General features: G+C 71.8%; 15 protein-coding genes. 7 read left to right on the forward strand and 8 right to left on the reverse strand.

All coding sequences use genetic code 11. The annotated features are described in order from the left end of the window. A partial coding sequence (locus ABD140_RS34470) for an AAA family ATPase (protein WP_344246164.1) occupies positions 1-1934 on the reverse strand: 1934 nt, incomplete at its 3' end. 83 nt (positions 1935-2017) lie between these two features. Beyond that, positions 2018-3259, reverse strand: coding sequence for a low temperature requirement protein A (locus ABD140_RS34475; protein WP_344246166.1), 1242 nt, complete (start codon positions 3257-3259; stop codon positions 2018-2020). A 200-nt stretch (positions 3260-3459) separates the two neighbouring features. Between ABD140_RS34475 and ABD140_RS34480 the strand changes: the two genes are divergently transcribed. The 5 genes from ABD140_RS34480 to ABD140_RS34500 all read left to right on the forward strand — a co-directional run bounded on the left by ABD140_RS34480 (position 3460) and on the right by ABD140_RS34500 (position 8843). Further along, positions 3460-4203, forward strand: a complete 744-nt coding sequence (locus ABD140_RS34480) for an SDR family oxidoreductase (protein WP_344246168.1) — start codon at positions 3460-3462, stop codon at positions 4201-4203. A 76-nt stretch (positions 4204-4279) separates the two neighbouring features. After that, entirely contained in the window at positions 4280-5323 is a 1044-nt protein-coding gene (locus ABD140_RS34485) for a methyltransferase domain-containing protein (protein WP_344246170.1), read from the forward strand. An 11-nt stretch (positions 5324-5334) separates the two neighbouring features. Continuing rightward, the gene (locus ABD140_RS34490; RefSeq protein WP_344246172.1) at positions 5335-7095 is read left to right on the forward strand and encodes a ferritin-like domain-containing protein; all 1761 of its coding nucleotides are present in this window, start codon (positions 5335-5337) and stop codon (positions 7093-7095) included. 57 nt (positions 7096-7152) lie between these two features. Further along, on the forward strand, positions 7153-8121 hold the full coding sequence (locus tag ABD140_RS34495) for an alpha/beta hydrolase (RefSeq protein ID WP_344246174.1): 969 nt from the start codon (positions 7153-7155) through the stop codon (positions 8119-8121). Next, positions 8118-8843, forward strand: a complete 726-nt coding sequence (locus ABD140_RS34500; protein WP_344246176.1) for an alpha/beta fold hydrolase — start codon at positions 8118-8120, stop codon at positions 8841-8843. Before ABD140_RS34495 ends, ABD140_RS34500 begins: the two co-directional genes overlap by 4 nt. Before the next feature lie 120 nt (positions 8844-8963). Here ABD140_RS34500 and ABD140_RS34505 read toward each other — a convergent pair whose 3' ends face one another. The 5 genes from ABD140_RS34505 to ABD140_RS34525 form a co-directional block, all read right to left on the reverse strand. Next, positions 8964-9887 (reverse strand): LLM class flavin-dependent oxidoreductase, encoded by a 924-nt coding sequence (locus tag ABD140_RS34505; protein WP_344246178.1) that lies wholly within the window; start codon positions 9885-9887, stop codon positions 8964-8966. Between the two features lie 45 nt (positions 9888-9932). Next, positions 9933-10925: an aldo/keto reductase gene (locus ABD140_RS34510; protein ID WP_344246180.1), complete on the reverse strand. Its 993-nt coding sequence runs from the start codon at positions 10923-10925 to the stop codon at positions 9933-9935. A gap of 12 nt (positions 10926-10937) precedes the next feature. Further along, the gene (locus ABD140_RS34515; protein WP_344246182.1) at positions 10938-11225 is read right to left on the reverse strand and encodes a hypothetical protein; all 288 of its coding nucleotides are present in this window, start codon (positions 11223-11225) and stop codon (positions 10938-10940) included. A gap of 100 nt (positions 11226-11325) precedes the next feature. Further along, positions 11326-11808 (reverse strand): MarR family winged helix-turn-helix transcriptional regulator, encoded by a 483-nt coding sequence (locus ABD140_RS34520; RefSeq protein ID WP_344246184.1) that lies wholly within the window; start codon positions 11806-11808, stop codon positions 11326-11328. A gap of 207 nt (positions 11809-12015) precedes the next feature. Beyond that, positions 12016-14649: a DEAD/DEAH box helicase gene (locus ABD140_RS34525; protein ID WP_344246186.1), complete on the reverse strand. Its 2634-nt coding sequence runs from the start codon at positions 14647-14649 to the stop codon at positions 12016-12018. An 83-nt stretch (positions 14650-14732) separates the two neighbouring features. Between ABD140_RS34525 and ABD140_RS34530 the strand changes: the two genes are divergently transcribed. Continuing rightward, positions 14733-18146, forward strand: coding sequence for a helicase-related protein (locus ABD140_RS34530; RefSeq protein ID WP_344246188.1), 3414 nt, complete (start codon positions 14733-14735; stop codon positions 18144-18146). A 117-nt stretch (positions 18147-18263) separates the two neighbouring features. Then, positions 18264-18641: a CU044_2847 family protein gene (locus ABD140_RS34535; RefSeq protein WP_344246190.1), complete on the forward strand. Its 378-nt coding sequence runs from the start codon at positions 18264-18266 to the stop codon at positions 18639-18641. A gap of 38 nt (positions 18642-18679) precedes the next feature. Here ABD140_RS34535 and ABD140_RS34540 read toward each other — a convergent pair whose 3' ends face one another. Continuing rightward, positions 18680-22939: an nSTAND1 domain-containing NTPase gene (locus tag ABD140_RS34540; RefSeq protein ID WP_344246192.1), complete on the reverse strand. Its 4260-nt coding sequence runs from the start codon at positions 22937-22939 to the stop codon at positions 18680-18682. Positions 22940-22949: the final 10 nt, after the last annotated feature.

Below are 22949 nucleotides of genomic sequence, written 5' to 3' on the forward strand. Positions count from 1 at the left end.
ATCGCCTCACCGGCTCCCGACTCCCCGGCCGCGAGCGCCGCTTCGGCCTCCGCCCGCGCCTCGCCCAGCCGGCCCGCCGTGAGCAGCAGCCGGGCACGGACGGTGAGCCAGAGGCCGAGGCCGTGGGCGCCGCCCGGCCGGCGTGCCGCCGCCGCGCCCTCCTCGGTCGCCCGCAGCCCCTCCTCGACGCGGCCCGTGAGACCGTGCAGCGCGGCGAGCCATACCGGTGCGACGACCAGCGCCGCCGGGGCCGCCACCCCGACGGCTGCCGCGGCCAGGTCTCCGGCCGCCCCGAAGTCCAGCCGGAACGCCCGCACCAGGGACTCTGCCGTTCCCAGCAGCGTCTGCGCCACCCCGGTGCTCGAGAGGGAGGCACCGGGGGCGAGGAGGCGTTCGGCGCCGGGGATGTCACCGGTCAGGGCGGCGGCGAGGCAATGGAGGGCGGCGAGGTGCGCGTGGACGTCTTCGGGCGCGCCGGGAAGGGCGACTCCGGCGCGGGCGTGCCGCAGGGCGTCGCCGGGCGACCCGTACAGGGCCGTCATGGCGGCGCCGAGCCGGACCCGCGCCTCGACGGGCGGGGGAGGCGTGCCGTCCAGGACGGACTCCGCGAGGGCGAGCCCTTCGGTACCGCGGCCGGTCCGCGCGAGAAGGGGGAGGGCGTCCGCGACTGCCTCGGCCCGCTCTGTCGAGCCCGCGACCGCGAATTCGACGGCCTGCCGGGCGATTCGCACGGCGGCCTCGGGAGCGCTCTCGGCGGCTTCGGCGAGCGCCCGGCGCAGCAGCGCGGCCGCCTCGTCGTCGCCGGGCTCGGCGGCCTCGGCCAGGGCCATGGCGACCCGGCCGAGGGGTACGCCCTGCGCCAGGTCGAAGTCGGCGGCCTGCCTGCGCAGAGCCCGGCGCAGCGGGACGGGCACGGTCTCCCGGACCGCCGCGCGGACGAGGTCGTTGCGGAACGTCAGAGGGTCCGTGGGCCGGACGAGGTCGGCGTCGACGGTCTCCTGGAGGGCGGTGACCACTTCGGCGATGGTGCGCCCGCCCAGTTCGGCGATCCGGTCGGGCGCCAGGTCCCGGCCGAGTACCGAGGCGAGCCGGAGCACCTCCCGGGCGAGCGGCGACAGATGCCCCAGGAGGCGCCGCGCCGAGCCGTAGGAGTGGATCGGCGAGTGTGCCCCGCTCATGTGGGCGACCGCGTCCGACCTGGTGACGGCACCCTCGCCGACGAGTCCCCGGATGGTCTCGGTCACCTGGAGCGGGTTGCCTTCGGCCTCATCGAGGAGGGCCAGGAGTCCGGCGTCGGGCACGGCGCCGAGCAGGTCGCCGGCGATCAGCGCCACCGCCTCCTCGGACAGAGGGCCGAGGCGGAGCGGGCGGGCTCCGGCCTCGGTGAGCCGGGTGACGGTGGCCCGTACGTCGGGGTCGGCCGAACCGGTCCGGACGGTGCAGAGCCAGAGGACCGGATGCGCGGAGAGCCGTTCGGGCAGGGTGCGCAGTGCCAGGAGCGTCCCGGCGTCGCACCACTGGAGGTCGTCCATGACGAGGAGCAGCGGCCGGTCGAGCGCCGCCTGCCCCATCTGGTCCTGCACCGCCTGGAACAGCCAGAACCGCCGGTCGGCGGCCTCGGAGAGGCCGCGCAGGGTGTCCACGTCGACGACGGGCCGCCCGTCGGACACCAGCGCCTGGGGCAGCGCGCCGAACGGGACCGTCCGATGGCCGAGCTCACCCGTCCCGTGCAGGACTCGGACACCTGCCTCCTCGGCGAGCCTCAGTGCCTCCCGCGCGAAGCGGCTCTTGCCGGCTCCCGGCGGGCCGTCGGCGAGCACGACGCCGCCGAACCCGCGGCGCAGCCTCGCGATCAGCCCGGCCAGGACGGCGATCTCCGCGTCGCGCCCCCTGAACGCGGGCTCCCGAAGGGACCCTTCCTCCACCGACCGCATGCGGCCTTCCTTTCTTCTGCCGTCCGCGGGCGCGGCATTGCGCCGCCCCGGTGCTGCGCCCCGCCGCCGCCGGCGGCGCGGGATCACTGGAGAACGTCGTCCCAGCGGGAGGTCCGGTCGCCGAAGCAGAACCGGGACACGGCGGGGAGCGAGACGAAGACGATGAGCACCGCCGTGCCCGCGAGCGCGGCGACGACGAAGGCCACCCCCGCGCCCGGCGCGGCCAGCGGGATCAGCAGGACGGCCGCGACCCCGCCCAGCGCGGCGAGCGGCGGGAGGCCGCGGGAGCCGAGGAGCGGAAGGTGGGTGAGCCACAGCAGGACGACGAACACCGCGGTGGGGGCGGCGACGGCGTAGGCGATCGCGAGAGGAGAGGCCGCGAGGTCGTGCCCGGTCCGCTCGACCGCGACCTCCAGCCCCGCGCCCAGGGCGCCGAGTGCGGCGAAGACGCCGAAATGCCCGTACCCCCACAGGTAGGAGACGTGCCTGCGGGAGTTCAGCCCCTGCCCGGAGGGCAGCAGGGAATACAGCCACCACAGCGCGAACAGCAGCACGAGCCCGGAGACCGCGACGATCACGAGACCGCCGCTCACGTGCGCCGTCTCGAGGGCTCCGCGCACGCCGTCGGACACGGCGAGCACGCTCTCGCCGAACAGGATGATCGTGAACAGGGAGTAGCGCTCGGCGATGTGGTGGGGGTGCCAGGTCGTCTCCCGCTCGCGCTCGGCCCACCACGGCACGGTGAGCTCCAGCGCGGCGAGCAGCGCGAACGAGGGGAGCTGCGCCGCGGGCGGCAGCCCTCCCGCCTCGGCGAGCAGGAGGCGGAGGATCCAGCCGGCCTCGAGCAGCCCGATGCCGCCGGCGTACCGGAGCGCGGTGCGGCGGCTCTCCGGGTGCTCGGAGGCGACCCGCAGCCACTGCGCGACGAGCGCGACGCGCATGATGAGGTACCCGACCGTGATGAGCAGGTAGTCGCCGTGGTCGGACGCGGCGGGCACACCCGCGGCGAGGACGAGCACGCCGGCCATCTGCACCATCGTCAGCAGCCGGTAGGCGGCGTCGTCGGTGTCGTAGGACGAGGCGAACCAGGTGAAGTTCATCCACGCCCACCACACGGCGAAGAACACCTGGAGGAACGGGAGGAGCCCGCTCAGCGCATGCCCTTCGGCCACGTGGTGCGCGAACTGCGCGGTGACCGCCGCCACCGCGACCACGAACGTCAGGTCGAAGAGCAGCTCCAGCTGGCTCGCGCTGCGGTGCGGCTCGTCGACGGCACGCGCGGTCATGCGCACCCGGATCCGGTACTCGGCGCCTGCCGGCGGCATGGGGGGCTCCTTCCGTCCGCGGAGCTCCCTCGGAGACCCCGTATGCCGAGAAGACAAGGCGGCGCCCGCTGATGTGACACCCGGTGCGGATCCGAGGAATCGAAAAGTGTTTCCGGAGGATCTGTCACAGCCGCTCGGAGTGCCCGGTCATAGCTGGCGACCGGGCGACGACGAAGCCCCGGCGGACAGAAGGGCCGCACATGAAGATCGTGATCATCGGGGGTACCGGACTGATCGGGTCCAAGCTCGTGGCGAAGCTCGGCGAGCACGGGCACGAGGCCGTCGCGGCCGCGCCGAACACCGGAGTGAACACGCTCACGGGGGAGGGGCTCGCGGAGGCCATGAAGGGCACGGACGTCGTGATCGACGTCTCCAACTCGCCGTCCTTCGAGGACGCCGCCGTCCTGGAGTTCTTCACGACCTCCACCGGCAACCTGCTGGCGGCCGAGAAGGAGGCCGGGGTCGGCCACCACGTCGCGCTCTCGGTGGTGGGAACCGGCAGGCGCCCCGACATCGGCTACTTCGCGGCGAAGCTCGCCCAGGAGAAGCTGATCAGGGAGTCGGGCATCCCCTACTCGATCGTCCACGCCACCCAGTTCTTCGAGTTCGGTCAGCGGATCGCCGACGGCGCCACCACGGGCGGCGAGGTGCACATCGCCCCCGTGGCGTTCCAGCCGATCGCCGGCGACGACGTCGCCCGGAACGTCGGCCGGACCGCGGCGGGCACACCGCTGAACGGCGCGATCGAGATCGCCGGTCCGAAGCGGTGCCGGATGGACGAGTTCTTCCGCGGCGCGCTGGCGGCCTGGGGCGACCCGCGCGAGGTCGTCACCGACCCGCACGCGCGCTACTTCGGCGCCGAGCTCACCGAGCTGGACCTCGTCCCCGGCGACGGCGCGGTCCTCGGCGAGACCACCTACGAGGACTGGCTGAAGACCGCCTGACCCACCCTCTGCCGCAGCCCGAGAACCCCGCGGCCCGCCCGCGCGGCGGCACCGCAGACCGGAGGAAAGTCCCGTCATGACCGCATTGGCGATGGAAGCCGAGTTCGACGACGTCGCAGGCTGGACCGCCGACGCCGTCGCACAGCTGGGGGAGCGCTACGCGATCCCGGCGGCCTGCCGCGGCAGTGCGAGCCCCGCCGCGCTGGCCTGGCTGGCCGAGGCCTGCGAACTGTCACCCGGGACCGTCCTGCTCGACGTGGGCGCGGGCGCCGGCGGCCCCGCGGCCTGGGCCGCCCGGCGGTTCGGCGTCCGGCCGATCCTGGTCGAGCCGATGCCCGCCGCGTGCCGTGCCGCGTCCCGGATGTTCGGCCTGCCCGTCATCAAGGCGGACGGCCGCAGCATGCCCCTGCCCTCCGCGTCGATCGACGCGGCCTGGTGCCTGGGCGTGCTGGACACCGTCGAGGACAAGGCGGCGCTGCTCCGCGAGATCCACCGGGTGCTGAAGCCCGGGGCGTCGCTGGGGCTGCTGGTGGTCGTCGCCCGCGACCGGCGGATCTCCCCGGTGCCCGAAGGCAACCACTTCCCCACCCAGGCCGAGCTCGCCGCCGTCCTCGACGAGACCGGCTTCGACCTGGTCGAGCAGGTCCAACGGCCGAACGACGCGCCGCTGTCATGGTCGCGGCGCGCGGCCCGGGTCGCCGAGGTCGTCGCGCTCCGGCACCGGGCCGAGCGCGCCTACGAGCTGGCGGCCCACCAGAGCGCGAGCTTCACCCGCCTGTTCGCGTCCGGACAGGCCTCGATCCAGCTGGTCCACGCGGTGCCGCGCCCGGCCCGCCGGACCCGGCCCCCTCAGGGAGGACACATGAGTACCCCGCCCGGTGACGACGAGGTCGAGTTCGACCTCGAAATCGAGGTGCAAAGGGAACTCCGCGCGGCTCGGGCGAGCTGCGCGGAGGAGCTCCTGACGCAGTCGCCCGCGCAGTGGCTGTTCGACCCGGTCGAGGAGCAGGCCTATGAGGTCGAGCTGCGCGGCCTTCTCGGCGCGATACAGGAACTGGAGCGCGGCGCGGAGCCCGGGCCGGCGGACCTGCCGACGCACCCCGATCCCTTCGACCGGTGAAACGAGACCCCGTGAACCTCCCCGTACGGCGACCCACCGCCTCCGCCTCCGCGCGGACCGCGGCCATCGACACCCTCGACGACCTGCGCGAGCACCTGCAGTGGGCGATCGAGCTGGAGCACTCCACGCTGCCGCCCTACCTGTGCGCGCTCTACTCGCTGGACGCCGAGCGCAATCCCGAGGCCGCCCAACTCGTCGCAGGGGTCTTCGTGGAGGAGATGCTCCACATGGCCCTGGCCGCGAACCTGCTCAACGCGGTCGGCGGCAGGCCGGTCCTCGACACGCCCCGGATGCTGCCCCGGCACCCCCGGCGCCTCCCGCACGGCGACCCGTCCCTGGAACTGTCGCTGCTGCCGTTCGGCCCCGACGCGCTCGACCTGTTCCTGCGGCTGGAGCGTCCGGCGCCACCCGACGCCCCGGCGCAGGCCGACGGCTACACCACGATCGGCCAGTTCTACGCCGCGATCGAAGAGGGGCTGCGGTACCTGTGCGCCCGGCTCGGGCAGGAGGAGGTCTTCTCCGGCGACCCGGGACGCCAGCTCCAGAACCGCCACTTCCGGCACACCGCGGGCCGGATCGTCGAGGTCACCGATCTGGAGTCCGCGCTGGCGGCTTTGGCCGAGATCGTCGAGCAGGGCGAGGGCCTGAGCCGCGGCGGGGTCTGGGACGGCGACCGCGACGTCCACCACCCCGAGCGGGACGAGGTCGCGCACTACTACCGCTTCCACGAACTCAAGGCCGGCCGCCGCTATCGGAAAGGGGACACCCCGGAGTCCGGACCGACCGGAGCGCCGATCCGGTTCGATCCCGAGGGCGTGCACCGGATGCGCGCCGATCCGCGGTTGGACGACCACGAGCCCGGCAGTCCGATCCGGGACGCGCAGGAGGAGTTCAACCGCACCTACTCCGCCCTCCTGCACCTGCTGGAGCAGGCGTTCAACGGCAGCCCGCGGCTGCTCTCGGTCGCGACGGGCACCATGTACGGGCTCCAGAAGCAGGCCCAGGCCCTGATGCGGATGCCCGACGGCGACGGCATGACGGCCGGACCGACGTTCGACTACGTCCCGCCCGAGCAGCGCGGCTGGAGCCGGAGCGGCCGGCGCCGGATCACGGTCCTGCCCGACGGGCCCTACCTCGTCTACGGCAAGGTCCCGCTCCGCCGCAAGACCAAGATCGTCGGACCGGAGGACAAGGACGCCCTCACCTGGCGGACCGGCGAGGACCTGGAGACCGAGGAGACCTACGCGCTCTGCCGCTGCGGCCGCTCCTCGGCCAAGCCGTTCTGCGACGGGACGCACGCGGTCGTCGGCTTCGACGGCTCGGAGAACGCCATCACCGCGCCGTACGAGGACCTCCAGCACGTCCACGACGGGATCGGCGTCTCCGCCCAGCGCGTCGGCGAACTGTGCATCCACGCGGCGTTCTGCATCGGGCACACCCGGCCCATCGCCAAGATGCTCGACGACACCGCCGACCCCGACGTCCGCTCCAACATCATGGGGCGCATCGACCACTGCCCGTCCGGGTCCTACACCTACGCCCTGGAACGCGGCGGCGAGACCGTCGAGGTCGACCTCCCCGAGGCCGTCTCGGTACTCGAAGAGGAGGACGGCCTGGCCAGCGCGCTGTGGGTCACCGGGGGAGTCCGCGTCGAGCGCTCGGACGGAAAGCCCCTGGAGACCCGCAACCGGACGACGCTGTGCCGCTGCGGCCACTCCTCCGCCAAGCCCCTCTGCGACGGAACCCACCGGACGATCGGCTTCCGCGAGTAGCCGTCGAAGACCAGGCCGGGACATCGGCGTCCCGGTCGAAACGGAAGGAATCACGCCATGAGCGACCATGTCCTCGAACCCGCGGCGCAGGAGATCGCCGACGCCACGTCCCGACCCCCGTTCCTCTACGAGCTGGGCGCGGAGGGCGCCCGAAAGGTCCTTGCCGACCTCCAGGCGAACGCCGACGTCCCCCTGCCCGAGGTCGACGAGAAGTGGCTCACCGTTCCGTCCGAGGTCGGTGAGGTGAAGGTCCGCATCGTCAAGCCGAAGGACACCGCCGAGGTGCTCCTGCCGGTCGTCCTGTACGTGCACGGCGGCGGATGGGTGATCGGCGACGCCGGCACCCACGACAGGCTCGTCCGCGAACTCGCCGTGGGCGCGCACACCGCCGTCGCGTTCGTGGAGTACGACCGCTCGCCCGAGGCCAAGTACCCGGTCGCGATCGAGCAGGCCTACGTCGTCGCGCGGTTCCTGACCGCCAACGGCGCCAAGGGCAACCTCGACGCCTCCCGCATGGCGGTCGCAGGCGACTCCGTCGGCGGCAACATGACCGCCGCACTCACCCTCATGGCCAAGCAGCGCGGCGACGTGCGGTTCGTCCACCAGTCGCTGTACTACCCGGTGACCGACGCGGGACAGGACACCGGCAGCTACCGCGAGTTCGCCGACGGCCCCTACCTGACCGCCAAGGCCATGGCCTGGTTCTGGGACGCCTACACCACCGACGCCGCCCAGCGCATGGAGATCACCGCCTCGCCGCTGCGCGCCACTCTCGACGAGCTCGCCGGGCTGCCGCCCGCGTTCGTCCTGGTGGACGAGAACGACGTGCTGCGCGACGAGGGTGAGGCCTATGCCCGCCGCCTCACCGAGGCGGGCGTGCCGACCACGAGCGTCCGCTACAACGGCACGCTGCACGACTTCATGATGCTCAACCCCCTCAGCGGGACCCGAGCCGTGCGCGCGGCGGTCGCGCAGTCCATCTCGGCTCTCAAGCACGCCCTGCACTCCGGAGAGGACGAGTCATGAGCACCTCAGAGGACAAGCCCGTCATCGTCTTCGTCCACGGCGCCTTCGCCGAGTCCGCGAGCTGGAACGGCGTCATCCGATGCCTGCACGAGCACGGACACCGATCGGTCGCGGCGGCCAACCCGCTGCGCGCCCTCGCGGGGGACGCCGCCTACGTCCGCGACGTGATCAACGGCCTCGGCTGTCCGGTCGTCCTCGTCGGCCACTCCTACGGCGGCATGGTCATCACCGAGGCCGCCGCGGGACTGACCGCCGTCCGGTCCCTGGTCTACGTCGGCGCGTTCGCCCCCGAGACCGGGGAGAGCGCCTTCGAGCTGTCCGGCAAGTTCCCCGGCAGCAGCCTGGGCGACGCGCTGGTCTCCTACCCGCTCTCCTCCGGCGGCGACGAGTTCCGCATCGATCCCGCCAAGTTCCACCACCAGTTCTGCGCCGACCTCGGCGCGAAGAAGGCGGGCCTGATGGCGGCCACCCAGCGGCCGGTGACCAAGGAGGCGCTGACCGACGGACTGGGTACCGCCGAGCCCGCGTGGCGCACCCTCCCGTCGTGGTTCGTGCACGGTGAGCGGGACCTCAACATCCCGGCCGAGGCGCTGCGGTTCATGGCCGAACGCGCCTCCTCGCGGGGCACCCGCGAGGTCGCCGGCGCCTCGCACGCGGTCGGCGTCTCGCAGCCCGAGGCCGTCGCCGCCACCATCCTCGAGGCGATCGAGGGAAGCCGGTGACCGGCGGCCCCGCCGCCCCGGACACCACCGGCTGACGACCAGGGCGGCGCCGCGCGGATCAAGGAAGATCCGCACGGCGCCGCCCCGCCCGCGGCGGGCGAACGAAGGAGGACCTGCGGCTCACCTCTCCTCGCCGGTCTCTTTCGTGATCGCCTCGCGTACGGCCGGGACGATCTCTGCGGCCCAGCGGCCGAGGGAGTCGTCGTCGTGCGCGTCGTGCCCGGGCGGGAAGAGGACGAAGCCCGACGCGCCGTGCTCCAGTACGGCTCCGGTGAGTTCCTCGACCCACTGGGCGACGGATCCGCCGATCCAGCGGCCATCGCGGTCGCGTGCGGCGGGCAAGGGCCGGTCGGTGATGCGCCCGGGGAGATTGAAGACCGTGCGGATCTCGCGTGGATCGCGGCCTGCGGCCTCGGCCGCCTCGTCGATGACCGGTCGCGACGTCCGGTACCGCTCGCTGAGCCAGTCCGCCGCGTGGCCGGGGATCCAGCCGTCGGCGACCCGGCCGGTGGCGCGCAACGAGGCCGGGCCGACCGATCCGGTCCACACCGGGGGCGCGGCCACAGGCGTCGGCTCGGCCTCGTTCACCTGGTAATGGCGGCCCTGGTAGGTGACCGGCGGGCCGCCACCCGACAGAAGCTTGACCAGGGTGATCGCCTCCTCGAAGGCTTCCACGGCGGCGCTCGGGGAGAGCCGCGGCACGCCCATGTCGGAGATGCGGTCCCACAATCCGCCCGCGCCCATGCCGAGGACGACACGGCCGCCCGACAGCGCCGACAGCGACGTCACCGTCCGCGCCAGCAGGGGAGCGGGCCTGGTCGGCAGGTTGGTGACGTTGGCGAAACCCGAGATTTGCCGCGTACGTCCGAGGAGGAATCCGATGGCGGCGTACGCGTCCACACGTCCGCCGATATAGGGGTGGTCGGACAGGGAGAAGAGGTCGAGGCCGTCACGGTCGGCCCGTTGGACCATGCGCAGGAGTTCCGGGACCTCGTCGAGGCCGGTGTGCGCGCCGAAGCCGAAGACGGTTTTCTGTACGGACAAGGTACTTCCTATCGTTCGAGGGGTTGTTTCGCCGGCAGGGCGCCGTCACCAGGCGTACGCCTCGGGTGCGGGCCCGGCGCCGTTCGGTCCGGGCGGCGGGAACAACTCGTCCAGTTCGGCCAGGGTGTCGTCGTCGAGCCTGATGGACAGCGCGCGCAGCGAGCCGTCGAGTTGCCCGGCCGTGCGCGGACCGATGATCGGCCCGGTCACGCCGTCCTGGGCGAGCAGCCACGCCAGCCCGATATGGGCCGGGTCCTCGCCGAGGCCGGCGCACAGCTTCTCGTACGCCTCGATGGTCTCCCGGTGCGCGGCGAGCGTGGCAGACGAACGTCCGGAGCCGCCGCGAGAAGCGGTGCCCTCTCTCTGCTTGCGCAGGACGCCGCCGAGCACACCGCCGTTCAACGGCCCCCACGGGATCACGCCCAGTCCGTAGGCGCGGGCCGCAGGCAGTACCTCCAGCTCGGCCCAACGGGTCATCAGGTTGTACCTGGACTGTTCGGAGACCAGTCCGAGGAAGTGCCGGGACCGCGCGGCCTCCTGCGCCTGCGCGATGTGCCAGCCGGCGAAGTTCGACGAGCCGAAGTAGAGCACCTTGCCCTGCTGGCGCAGGACGCTGAAGGCCTCCCAGATCTCCTCCCACGGAGTGCTCCGGTCGATGTGGTGCATCTGGTACAGGTCGATGTGGTCGGTCTGCAGCCGCTTGAGTGACGCCTCGCACGCGCGCCGGATGTTCAGCGCGGACAGGAACGACTCGTTGGGACCCTCGCCTGTGGGCAGGTAGACCTTGGTGGCCAGCACCGTCTTGTCGCGCCGCCCACCGCCCGCGGCGAACCACCGGCCGATGATCTCCTCGGTGACGCCGTCGCCCGGCTCGACGCCGTAGACGTTGGCGGTGTCGAAGAAGTTGACGCCGTGCTCGTGCGCACGGTCCATGATCGCGTGACTGTCCTCTTCGGACGTCTCCGGCCCGAAGTTCATGGTGCCCAGGACCAGCCGGGACACCGAAAGGCCGCTGCGGCCGAGACGGGTGTACTCCATGTCCCTCGCCTTTCAGACGGTGCCGAACAGCTCGGCGAAGCGGCGGGTGAACAGGTCGGCGCCCTTGTACTCGGAGACCGTGGCCGCCGGGACGACGGTCGGGCCGTCGGGTGCGGGCAACTGGCCGACGCCGCCGCGCGGTCCGAGCGGGAGCAGGATCATGGGCTCGGGGGAGGGCTGGTAGACGGCGGTGGGCTGCTCGCCGTTCAGCCGGGCGATGATGTTCTGCGCCACCACCTCGGCGTCCAGCGCCTCGGCGACCGCGGAGCCCCCGCCGATGACGGCGATCTTACGGCCCATGATTCCACGCTCCTTGAAAGAAGGATTCAGTTCGTAGCACGAACCATATTAGTTCGTGTTACGAACTGCAATCCCTCCCGGGGAGGACGGTGCTGTTCGTTCAGCTTCCGCGGGCGGTGGAACCCCCTTCTCCCGGTCCCGGAAAGACCACCGGCACCTCGTTGTCCAGCACGACGCGGCCGAGCAGGGCGGCGAGAGCCTCCTGCTCGGAGGCGTCGAGCTCCGCCGGCAGCGCCTCGATGCGGCGGCAGGTCTCGGGGTAGAACTCCTCGGCCAGGTCGCGCCCCCGCGGAGTGAGCGAGACCCGCACCGCGCGCGTGTCCCGCGGGTCCGGCTCGCGTTGGACCAGGCCGTTGCGCTCGGTGCGGTCGACCAGGCCGGTGAGGCTCGATTTGGCCAGCCGCAGCACCGCCCCCAGTTCGCTCATGCCGTACGGCCGCGTCATCAGCACGCACAGCAGCTGCCCCTGCTGCATGGTCAGGCCGTACTCCCGGGCCGACTCGGTGTACACGGCGTTCACCAGGAAAGTGGACCGCACCAGTGCGGCGACGATTCCGATCCGCCCGTCATCATGCTCACTCACGCGCCCAGGATACCCTTGAACCCCTGATAGTTCGTGTGACGAACTACCCGTGTCCCGGCTCGCGAGGCGCGACCGGACCCTCCGGACTGAAGTGGTCGAGTCATCGATGTGAAGTGTTCGGTGGTGACGCTGGATCCCCTGGGATCGTACTGCCGGGCGCAGGGGAGAAAGGAAGGATGACCGTTGGCCGGCCTCGGTGGCATCGATTCAGGATGGATGGGCGAAGAGCCGTTCGCGTTCGGCGGCTATGACCTCGCGGGCGAGGTCGGCCTCGGAGATGTCGTAGGCCTCGGGGGCGGAACCGGCGATTTCGCTTTCGCGGGCGAAGTCGGCGAAGAGCGCACTCTTCCTGGCGAGGATCTCGGTGACGCGCTCGTCCACGCTTTCTTCGGAGAGAAGCCGGTGGACCTGGACGGACTCGAGCTGGCCCATACGGCGGGCGCGGGCTATGGCCTGCCATTCGGTGGTGGGCTTCAACTGGGGTTCGCAGATCACCACGACGGAGGCGGCCTGGATGTTGAGGCCCACGCCGCCGGCGACGATCTGGGCGACGAGGACCGCGCCGTGGCCCGCCGCAGAGAAGTCATCGACCATGTTCTGGCGGGCGGCCGCGGGGACGGCGCCGGTGAGAGGACCGAAGACCTTGCCGGGCAAGGTCCGGGCGACCTGGTCGAGGACGGCGCGGAAGTGGGAGAAGACCAGGACTCTGCGGCCGTTTTCCTCGGCCTCCTCGACGATCTCGATGAGGCGCCTGAGCTTCTCCGACTCGGCTTGGAGCATGGCGGCCTGGCGCATCGCCATGAAGTTGCCGTCGGCCACGGCCTGCCGGTAGGCGGCGGAATCGGCTCTGGACATCGGGAGCCACTCCTCGACCTCCACCAGTTCGGGAAGCTCGGTGAGGACGTCTTCCTGGTTCCTGCGCAGGTAGGCGGGGGCGACCTGGCGGCGGAACCTTCTGGGCGCGAGCTCGTCGGCGTCGACGATCAGGTCGGGGCGCAGGTAGCCGATGAGGTTGCGGAACTCCTCGAGGCGGTTCTCCAGGGGAGTGCCGGTGAGCAGGACGGCCCGCTCGCACACATCGAGGAGCGCCGTCACACGGCGGCTGCGCTGCGCGGCCGGGTTCTTGATGTAGTGCGCCTCGTCGACGATGACGCAGCCCAGGTCACGGACCTCCGGGAGCCGGGATTCGAACGAGCCGAGGGTCTCGAAAGTGGTGACGGCGACGCCGCCGTCACGGACCCAGGAGCGGGCGGCCTGCTCCCGGTCGGGGCCATGGACGCGGTGGGCGCGCAATGTCGACTTGGCGGAGACCTCGCGGACCCAGTTGGTGACGACGGCGGCGGGGCAGATCACGAGGAAGTGGTGGACGCCCTTGGCGCGGAGGTGGGCCAGGACCGCGATCGCCTCGACGGTCTTGCCCAGGCCCATCTCGTCGCCGATGACCACCTTGCGCTGAACGAGGGCGAAGCGGGCGCCGAAACTCTGGTAGCCGCGGAGCGAGGCCGACAGATGCTCGGTCTTCAGCTCCAGCCGGCGGACCGCTTCGACGATCTCGTCGGGGAGGTCGCCGTGGGCCTTCTGCTCGTCCTCGGTGATGAAGCCCAGCTCGGCCAGGAGGGCGAAATAGTCCGCGGGACGGGCGAGGAAGTCGTCCCATGGGTCGTCGCCTCCGGCCTGGGCGGAGGCCTGGGCGATCAGACGGCCCCGGTTCACGACGGCTCCCACCGACTCCCGGAGTTCCGCGGCGGACCGGGATTCCGAGGAGAAGACGGCCGCGTGGCCGACCTGCCGATCCAGGACGCGGGCGAGACCGGAGAGCTCGGAGGCGCGGTTCCGATCATCCGTCGCGTTGACGGTCTTGCGAACGGCGTCCCATAGACGGAGCCGGTGCAGCAGCACGGTCGTCTCGGGAATCCGGTTCTTGATGTCGATGCGCATCGGGAGCTCGTCGTACGTCGTCTGCTGCAGCGTCTGTGCGGCGCCGCGCATCCTGGTGGCCGTGGTGGCTCCGACGCCCGGGAGGCGCTCCAGCCGGACCCCCTGGTCGAGCACGGCCTGGACGGTGGTGATCCCGGCGTCGGTGAGCGCACTGATCCGGAGGCGATCCCGGGTGACGTCCTTGAGTCGTTCGACCGGCATATCGGCGAGCATCCTGCGGGTCTCCGCGCGGCGGACCTCGTTTCCGGCGGCGAGGGCGTCGGATCTGAGCCCGGCCTCGCGCGCGAGGGACTGCCCGATGGCCCGCACCGCCTCGGGCAGGTCGGCGAAGACGCTCGCCGGGACCAGCTCCGGGGAGTGTCCCAGGTGGGAGAGCCAGGGCAACAGGCCCACTCGGTCGGTGAACGCTTCGGACACGTCGACGGCGGGGACCTGGTCGGCGGGTACGTCGAGGCGGTGCAGGAGAGCGGGCAGTCCGCTGCGCACCGCCCAGTCGTGGTAGCCGCCGAGGAACCGCGCCGCATTCTGCCCGGCCTCGCGCTTTTTGCCTACGCTGAGGAACTTCCGGATTCCGAAGAGGACTCGCGCGTCGTGTACGGCACCGGCGGCTTCGGAGACGAGCTGGCCGATGACTCTGTTTTCGTCATGGGAGATGGCGGGGAGAAACGCCCGCAGTGCGATATCGCTCAGATACCGGCCGTCGTCCGGGCGGAGCGGCAGTACGCGCCAGGCGGCGCCGCCGTCACGGCGGACCTCGACGACTTTGCGCTGGAGTGCCGCGACGGCTTCAGGGACTGCCTTGTCGGCCTCGACGCGGCGCGCGAGGAGGTGGCGGGCCTGGTCGATCCATCCGCTGATCTCGGTGAGGATCTCGCGCAGCTGCGGTTGTTCGTTCTGTCCCATGGGCCCTGCTGTTCGTGAGTGCTGTACACAGACTAGCGATATTTCGGGGAAAATTGGGCGTTCACGTCCGTCGGGAGGTCGGTGTGCTGCTTGAAGAGCTCGAACAGGGGATGCGGATCGAAGGTGTGGTCCCTTCCGAGGTCGTGACCGTACTGGCCGCGCAGTGGCACGGCTCTGACGCGCTCGAGCTCACCTATAAGACGAAGGCCGGCGCCCTCGGGCAGCGGGTGGTCTTCCGCAAGGACCAGGACGAGCTCAGCGTCGCCCGGACGGGAAGTCGGCCGTTCGACGCGCCCGCGTCCGACTTCAAGGCGGCCGCCGAGGCACAGCGCGTCAAGCTGGCCGGGATCTTCGACCCGATGCTCGCGGTGGCCACCAGCGACGTGCGGCCGCTGCCGCACCAGATCCGCGCGGTCTACGGAGAGATGCTGCCGCGCACCCCGCTGCGCTTCCTGCTCGCCGACGACCCCGGTGCGGGGAAGACCATCATGGCCGGTCTCTACATCAAGGAGCTGGTCCTCCGCGACGACGTGAAGCGCTGCCTGATCGTCGCTCCGGGTGGGTTGGTCGAGCAGTGGCAGGACGAGCTGTTCTTCAAGTTCGGGCTCCGGTTCGAGCTGCTCACCACCCAGCTCGCCGACACCGCGTTCCACCGCGACGTCTTCGACGACAGCCCGCTGCTGATCGCCCGCATGGACCAGCTCTCCCGCAACGCCGACCTCCAGGCGAGGCTGCAAGAGACCGCGTGGGACCTCGTGGTCGTCGACGAGGCGCATCGGATGGGCGCGCGCTACTTCGGCGGCAAGCTGGAGAAGACCCGGCGCTTCCAACTCGGCGAACTCCTCGCCCGGACCACCCGCCATCTGCTGCTCATGACCGCGACGCCGCATGCGGGAAAAGAGGAGGACTTCCAGCTGTTCCTGACCCTGCTCGACCGGGACCGCTTCGAGGGCAGGTCCCGGCGGACCGCCGACACCGCAGGTCTGATGCGCCGCATGGTCAAGGAGGACCTGCTCACCTTCGAGGGCAGAAGACTGTTCCCCGAGCGGATCGCCGAGACCGTGCCGTATGAACTGACCGCGCTGGAGTACGACCTGTACGAACAGGTCACCGCCTACGTGCGAGAGGGGATGAACCGGGCCGAGCGGGTCGGCGGTCGGCGGAAGAACACCGTCGGGTTCGCGCTCACCGTCCTGCAGCGCCGCCTGGCCTCGAGCCCGGAGGCCATCCACCGGAGCCTGGTCCGCCGCGCCGCCCGCCTGGAGCGCAGGAAGCGGGAGATCCTCGATGGCGCGTACCGGGACAGGGAGCACGATGTCGACCTCAACGGGCTCGATGTCGACGATTACACCGCCGAGGAGGTCGAGCAGCTCGAGGAGGAGCTCCTGGACTCGGCCACCGCCGCCCGGACCGTCGAGGAGCTCGACGCCGAACTGGGCGAGCTCGCCTACCTCACCAAGGCCGCCGAGCGGGTCCGCGGACTCGGCACCGACCGCAAATGGAACGAACTGCGCGCGATTCTGCATGACCACGCGCTGACGGCAGGCCCGGACGGACGTCCCCGCAAACTCATCATCTTCACCGAGCACCGCGACACCCTCGACTATCTGGCCGCACGGATCCGTACCGAACTCGGCAGGCACGAAGCGGTCCAGACGATCCACGGCGGGGTGCGGCGTAGCGACCGTCGGCGGATCACCGAGCAGTTCGGCAAGGACCCCTCCTGCCGGATCCTCATCGCGACCGATGCCGCGGGGGAGGGGCTCAACCTGCAGGCCGCCCATCTGATGGTCAACTACGACCTGCCTTGGAATCCCAACCGCATCGAGCAGCGCTTCGGCCGCATTCACCGCATCGGCCAGACCGAGGTCTGCCGGCTGTGGAACCTGGTCGCCGCCAACACCCGCGAGGGCGAGGTGTTCACACGCCTGCTCGACAAGATCGACGAACAGCGCAGGGCATACGGAGGGAAGGTCTTCGACGTGCTCGGCGAAGCCTTCGCCGAAACACCGCTGAGGCAACTGCTCATGGACGCCGTCCAATACGGCGAACGCCTCGACGTGAAGGCTCGGATGCACCAGATCATCGACCGGAACGTCGGCGACGGGCTGCGGGAACTGCTCGACGAGAGCGCCCTGTCCTCCCATCGGCTCGAGGCGTCAGATCTCGCCGAGATGCGCACCGCGATGGACGAGGCGCGCGCCCGCCGCCTTCAGCCGCACTACATCGAACTGGCCTTCACCACGGCGTTCACTCGGCTGGGCGGCCGTATGACCAGGCGCGAGCGGGGCCGCTACGAGATCTCCGCGGTGCCCGCCCAAGTCCGTGCCGGAACGCACGGACCCATCTCCACCAGATACGACCGAGTCGCCTTCGACCTCGCGCACGTGCGGCCCGACGGACTGTCGCAGGCCGATCTCCTCGCGCCCGGCCATCCCCTGCACGACTCCGTCATGGACGAAACCGTTCGGCTCCTCGGCGGTGCCCTGAACAGCGGGACCGTGCTCGTCTCCGCGACCCTGGAAGAGCCCCGGCTGCTCGTCGGCGTCATCGAGGAGGTGACCGACGCCACCGAAGCGACCGTCGCACGCCGGTTCGGCTACGCGTACGTCGACGGGGTCGGCACCGTTTCCCCCGCCGGTCCCGCGCCCTACCTCGACTGCGTCGCCGCACCGGAGACGCCCGCCACCGCCGCGGCCCGGAATCTGCCGTGGCTGGCCGAGGCCGAGGACCGGGCAGTCAGTTGGATCATCGCCCATCGGCTGCCCGAGTATCTGAACGAGGTGCGGCCCCGCCGGGCAGCCGAGCTCGACAGAACCCGAGAGCTCGTCACCCGACGGCTCGAAGACGAACGCGAACGGCTTCTGCACGATGCCGCAGCCGCAGAACGGGAGGAGCAACGCCCCGGGAAGAAGCCGGGTGAGTCCGCCGAGAGCCTGCGCCGCAAGGCCGTCGACCTGGACGCGCGGCTGCGCAGGCGTCTGGAACTACTCGACCGACAGGCGCTCATGTCCACCAAGCCGCCGCTGATCGCGACCGCAGCCCTCGTGCTGCCCTCGACCATGCTGGAGGGCGACCTCCCACCCGGCTCTCCTGCCCGCGCCGGGGAGCCCCATCAGGTCAAGCGCCGCGGCATCGACCTCGTCATGGCCCATGAGCGCTCCCTCGGCCGCCACCCCGTCGAGCAGACCACCGCCCACAGCGGCTTCGGCATCCTGTCCACCGCGCCGAACGGCGACACCTACCGCATCGAGGTCAAAACCCGTGTCGATGGTGCCAAGGACTTCTTCGTCACCCACAACGAGGTCATGACAGGTAAGAACGCGGCTCCGCGCTACCGCCTCGCCCTCGTCACGACCGATCCCCGCGGCCCCGACCACGACGAGGTCCGCTATCTCGCCGACCCCTTCGCCGCCACCGAACTCGGCGGCTTCGAGGCCACCGGCGTCCGCGGCGACTGGGCGAGGATCTGGTCCATGGGAACCGCTCCGTTCTGACCCGGCTCCGCGAACCTCCTGGTTCGGCTACGTCCCGATGTCCTCCACCGGCCGGAACCGAGCGGCGGCCGCGGAGCGTCTCATCCTTCCCATCCGCTGAACAGGAAAGGGTCCCCCGTGCCGTTCCTTCTTGAGATCCCGCTGGCCAACGGCGAGACCGTGCTGGTCGACGTCACCGGACAGGTCGAGGGCGTCGTCCCTGTGGGACGGGGCCGCGACGTGGTGGGGAGGCTCCCCGAGGCCTTCTCCACCGGTCTCGACCGGATGCAGGCGTTCGCCGACGAGGTCCTGGTCCGCATGCGCGACACCGTTCAGCCGCCCGACGTGCTCGCTGTGGAGTTCGGGCTCAAGATGAGCGCGAAGGCGGGCGTCGTCATCGCGGAGTCCACCGCCGATGCGCACATCAAGGTCATCGCCGAGTGGCACCGCGACAGCTCCCGGCGGCGGGCGCGCCGCGAGGAGGACGACGCGGAGGAGGCCGAGAACGCCGGCTGAGGCCGGCCGTGCCGCCGGCGCACGGCCGGCGGCACGGGTCAGCGGCAGGGCGGCTCGCCGGAAGCCTTGTCGTGCGGGGCGCCGGTGAGCCGGGCTTCGAGGTACAGGTCGCACAGCCGCCGCTTCCAGGCCGCCTCGTCGGTGCCGACGAGGCGCCACCCGGGGAAGCCGGGGTAGAGGACGTGCCCGCCGTCCTCGCTGACCTGTACGTTGATCGTGTTTTCGAGGGGGATCGTCTCGGTCGCCGTGTCCTCCTGCCAGGGCAGGCCGCCGTTGCGCGCGCGCACGAACGACAGGGTGCCGCCGCCCGTGAGGCCGCGCGTCACGGTGTAGGCGGCCGCCGTGCCGGATCGGGTGAGCCCGGCGAGCGAGCGGACCTTCGGGCCCGGCAGGGTCGCCGTGCGCTTGAGTTCCGCCATGTCCCAGAGGGAGATCTCGACGGCGCCCTCGCTGCCGCCGGCCACCGCGAGCCTGCGGCCCGTCGCGTCGAAGTGCAGTTGCGGCCCGGCGGGGCTGCTGAGCGGTGTCACCGGGAGGGCACCGGCGACGGAGCCCCGGTCGAGGTCGAGCAGATCGATGCCCCGGCCGTCCCGCCGGACCGCGGCGAGCTGCCGCCGACCAGGGCGCGGGGTGTACATGCTGTAGGTCTCGGTGAAGTCCGCGACGGGCAGGGGAGCGTGCGCGCCCGTCGCCACGTTGAGCAGGGTCGTGGGGCCCAGAAGGCGATAGAGGATCTCGTCACGCGACAGGAAGTCCACGCGCGCGAACGTGGGGGCCTCGTCGGGGGAGGCCCCTTCGGCGTCGCTGAGCACGAAGGTCCGCAGCACGCGGCCTGAGGAGGTGTCCAGGACGGTGAGGCGGTCGCGGCAGTTGCCGGCGGCCCTCAGCCCGTCGTCGGAGAAGGCCACGGACAGGGGCATGTTCGGTGACCCTTCCGCTGCCTCCCGACCGCACGCCTCGGTGGGGGAGACCGCCCCCACCGGACGCCCGGACGCCCTGTCCCACACGCGCAGGCCATCGACGGGGGAGAGGGTGGCGATCAGGTTTCCGTCCCTGCTGAGGACCGCCTCATCGGCCGTGCTCAGGGCGCGGACCATGCCGTCGGGGGGCGGGATGAGCAGCCGGTAGACAGACTCCCCGCCCTCGACGGTGAGGCGGGTGCCGTCGGCCGACTCGGAGACGGCGCGTACGGCGAGCACCCATGGCAGCGCGAAGACACCGGTGAGATCTCCGGTCCTCCGGTTGAAGATCCGCAGGATCGTGGTGTCGGCGCTTGAGGTTTCCGCGAGCCGGGCATGGTGGAAAGCGAACAGCTCGGTGTCGCTCAGCGCGAAGGCGTGATCCGTACAGGCGCCTTCGAGGAGGTGCACTGGTCCGAGCCGCGCACCGGTGGTGGCGTCGACGACGCGGACTCGCCGGGCCGCCGGGTCGTTCGGCGGGGCGGCCTCGTCGACGGCGTCGCACGCGACATAGGCGGAACCGTCGGCGGCACGGAACGGTGCGTAGCCGTGCGGTCCGGGGACCTGTGCGTTCGGCTCCTCCGCCGAGCGCGTGCCTCCCGTCCGCAGGTCGGCGATGACGGGGAAGTCGCCCCACAGCCGGAGCCACCGGTTCGTCCGGTCGAACCACAGCTCGGGTTCCACGGTGAGCTCCTGCGCTGCCCGCCGCACCGGCAGGACCGCCAGTTTCCGTCGTCCGGTGGCGGCGTCGACGGCGTAGGCCTTCTTCCCCCGGATGTAGGCCGCGTACTCGCCCGACGGGGAGACCGCCAGGGCCGAGACCGCGGTGTCGTCGGCCCCGAACGTCGGGATGCGGCGGGCCTCCGCGCCGAGGGAGAGGTCCCAGAAGACGATCTCGTGGTCGAGCGTGGCGTAGACGGCGAACCGCCCGTCCGGGCTGAAGGCGCGGGCGATGGAAGGTCCGCCCGTCATCGTCGTGGCGGGGAGCGCGGGGTCGTCGAGCCGGACCACCCTGTCGCCTTCGGTGCGGTAGAGGGAGACATAGGGCGCCGCCGGATTGAACAGCGGCCCGCCGACCCTGCTGAGGTCGAGCCGTCGCGTCCACTCGACCATGCCGGTGAGCCGCTGCCACCGGGCGATGGTCATCCGCGCCTGAAGCGGCACCTCCCGGCGGTACTCCACCACGACCGACGGCAGCGCCCCCGACACGTCCTCGCTGGAGGCGGCGCTGGCGTTGAGACGGGCGGCCTCTTGGTCGGCGGACCGCTCGGCCTCGACGTGCCCGCGGTACCACAGGGAGGCGAAGGACGAGGCCGCAGCCAGGACGACGGCCATCGCGATCGCGCCGGCGATGAGCGCCCTGCGCCGCAGGCGCCGGTACTGCTCGCTGCGGCGGACCCACTCGTGCTCGCCTTCGGTGAGGTCGTCCGCCCGGTCGGCGGTCCAGGCGACGGCTTCGTCGAGCTGGGCCCCGCGCAAGAGCGCGGAGGCGCTCTTGTCGGCGTGCCAGCGCGCGGCGGCCTTGCGCGTTTCACTGCGCCAGAGCAGGAAGGCGCGGTCGTCGTCGAGCCATCGGCGCAGCCGCGGCCACTCCTCCAGCAGCGCCTCGTGCACGGGCTCGGCGGTCTCGGTGCCGTCGGCGGCCACGTTCAGGACGACCACGCGGCGCCCGGCGAGCCGCTGGGCCAGCCGCCACCGGTCGGCGTCCACCTCGGTGCGCGGAAGCCTGCGGCGGGCATAGCCGTCGGGCTCGTGCGGGACGACCATGCGCATGAGCAGGTCGCGGGCCGTGCGCTGGTCCTCCTCGTCCAGTTCCTCCTCGAACACCCGGTCCAGATGCCCGCGCAGCGCCCCGGCGACGCCGCCGATCTCCTCATAGGCGGAGAGGGTGAGGACGCCGAGCCGCTGCCTGTCCCACAGCTCGGTCATGGCGAACGCGACGAGTGTGATCGGGTTGGTCATGCGCCGGATGTCGCGCAGGAGCCGGTCGGTGAGCCCGTCCTCCAGCCGGACGGCGCGCGACACGCCGACGGGGCCCTCGATGGCCTCGCGCAGTTCCGCCTGGTTCATCGGCAGCACGTGCTGGACGCCGCGCTGCGCGTCCGCCCGGTCCCGGCCCAGCGCCTCGACGAGCGGCGCCGCCTCCAGGAGCTCGTCCAGGTAGTCGCTGCGGACCACCGCGACGACGCAGGCCAGCGGCCGCCCGTCCGGTCGGCGCAGCGCGGCGATCCCGGCCAGCAGCCCGGTCATGTCCGCCACGACCTCGGCCCGGTGGGCGAAGAGCTCCTCGATCTGGTCGGCGACGAGGACCAGGCGCTCGGCCCCGGCCCTGTCGAGCTCCGCGGCCACCTCGCGGGCGAACCGCTCCCCATGAAGCACTGAAGGGTCGGCGATGGCCTGCTCCAGCATGCGGGGTGCGGCGGCCTCGGCCACCGCGGCGAACGGCGCCACACCGGGCTGGAACACGCGCACCTCGAGGTCGGCGCGTCGCCGGAGCCTGGGGAGGACGCCCGCGTTGACCAGGGACGACTTCCCGCAACCGGACGGGCCGGACAGGATCGTCAGCCTGTGCCGCGGCAGGTCGGCGGAGAGCCGTTCGACGAGGTCGCGCCTGCCGAACAGGAGGTTCTCATCCACCTGCCGGAACGCCTGCAGGCCGCGGTAAGGGCAGGGCGGGCGCAGCGCGGGCTCGATCTCCGGCCATGCCCCGACGATCGCCGCGGTCGGTACGCAGTAGGCGCTCGGCGGCGCGTCGCGGCCGACGGCGGCGCGGCTGGTGATTCCGACGACCGCCTCAAGGCGCGCGTCCCACACCGGCGAGCCGCTGAACCCGGGGCTGATCCGCAGCCCGCTGCGCGCCTCGCCGACGAGGTGGACGCCGCCGACGGTGTCGAGGCCGCGGAACTCGCCGGTCACCCAGGCTCCGGTCTCGTGCCCGGGGAAGAAGCCGAAGACCTGGAAGGGATGGCCGAACAGGTCGTCCACGAGGGCCATGGGTGAGGAGATCGCGCCGGTCGGCGGCGGACGGTGCAGCCGCAGGCCCGCCACATCGCCTGAGCCGTCGGCGCCCATCGGCGCCCAGGCCGTGACCTCGGCCGTCAGCCGGGTCCCGGGCGCGGCGAAGGGGAACTCCACCTGGACGGGTTCGGCGGGCCGCCCGGCCTCGGTGTAGTCCAGGCCGAGGGATCCGTTGACGACGTGCGCGCAGGTGACGATCTCGCGGTCCCCGACGAGCAGGCCCAGCCCGTGCGTGGTGCCGTGCGGGTCGAGGACGCGGACGAGACCCGAGGTGAAGCGGGCACCGTGGCTGCGGTCGGTCTTCTCGGCCTGCAGGGCCATCCGCGGTCCT

This window comes from Actinocorallia libanotica, assembly GCF_039525175.1.
GTDB lineage: Bacteria > Actinomycetota > Actinomycetes > Streptosporangiales > Streptosporangiaceae > Actinocorallia > Actinocorallia libanotica.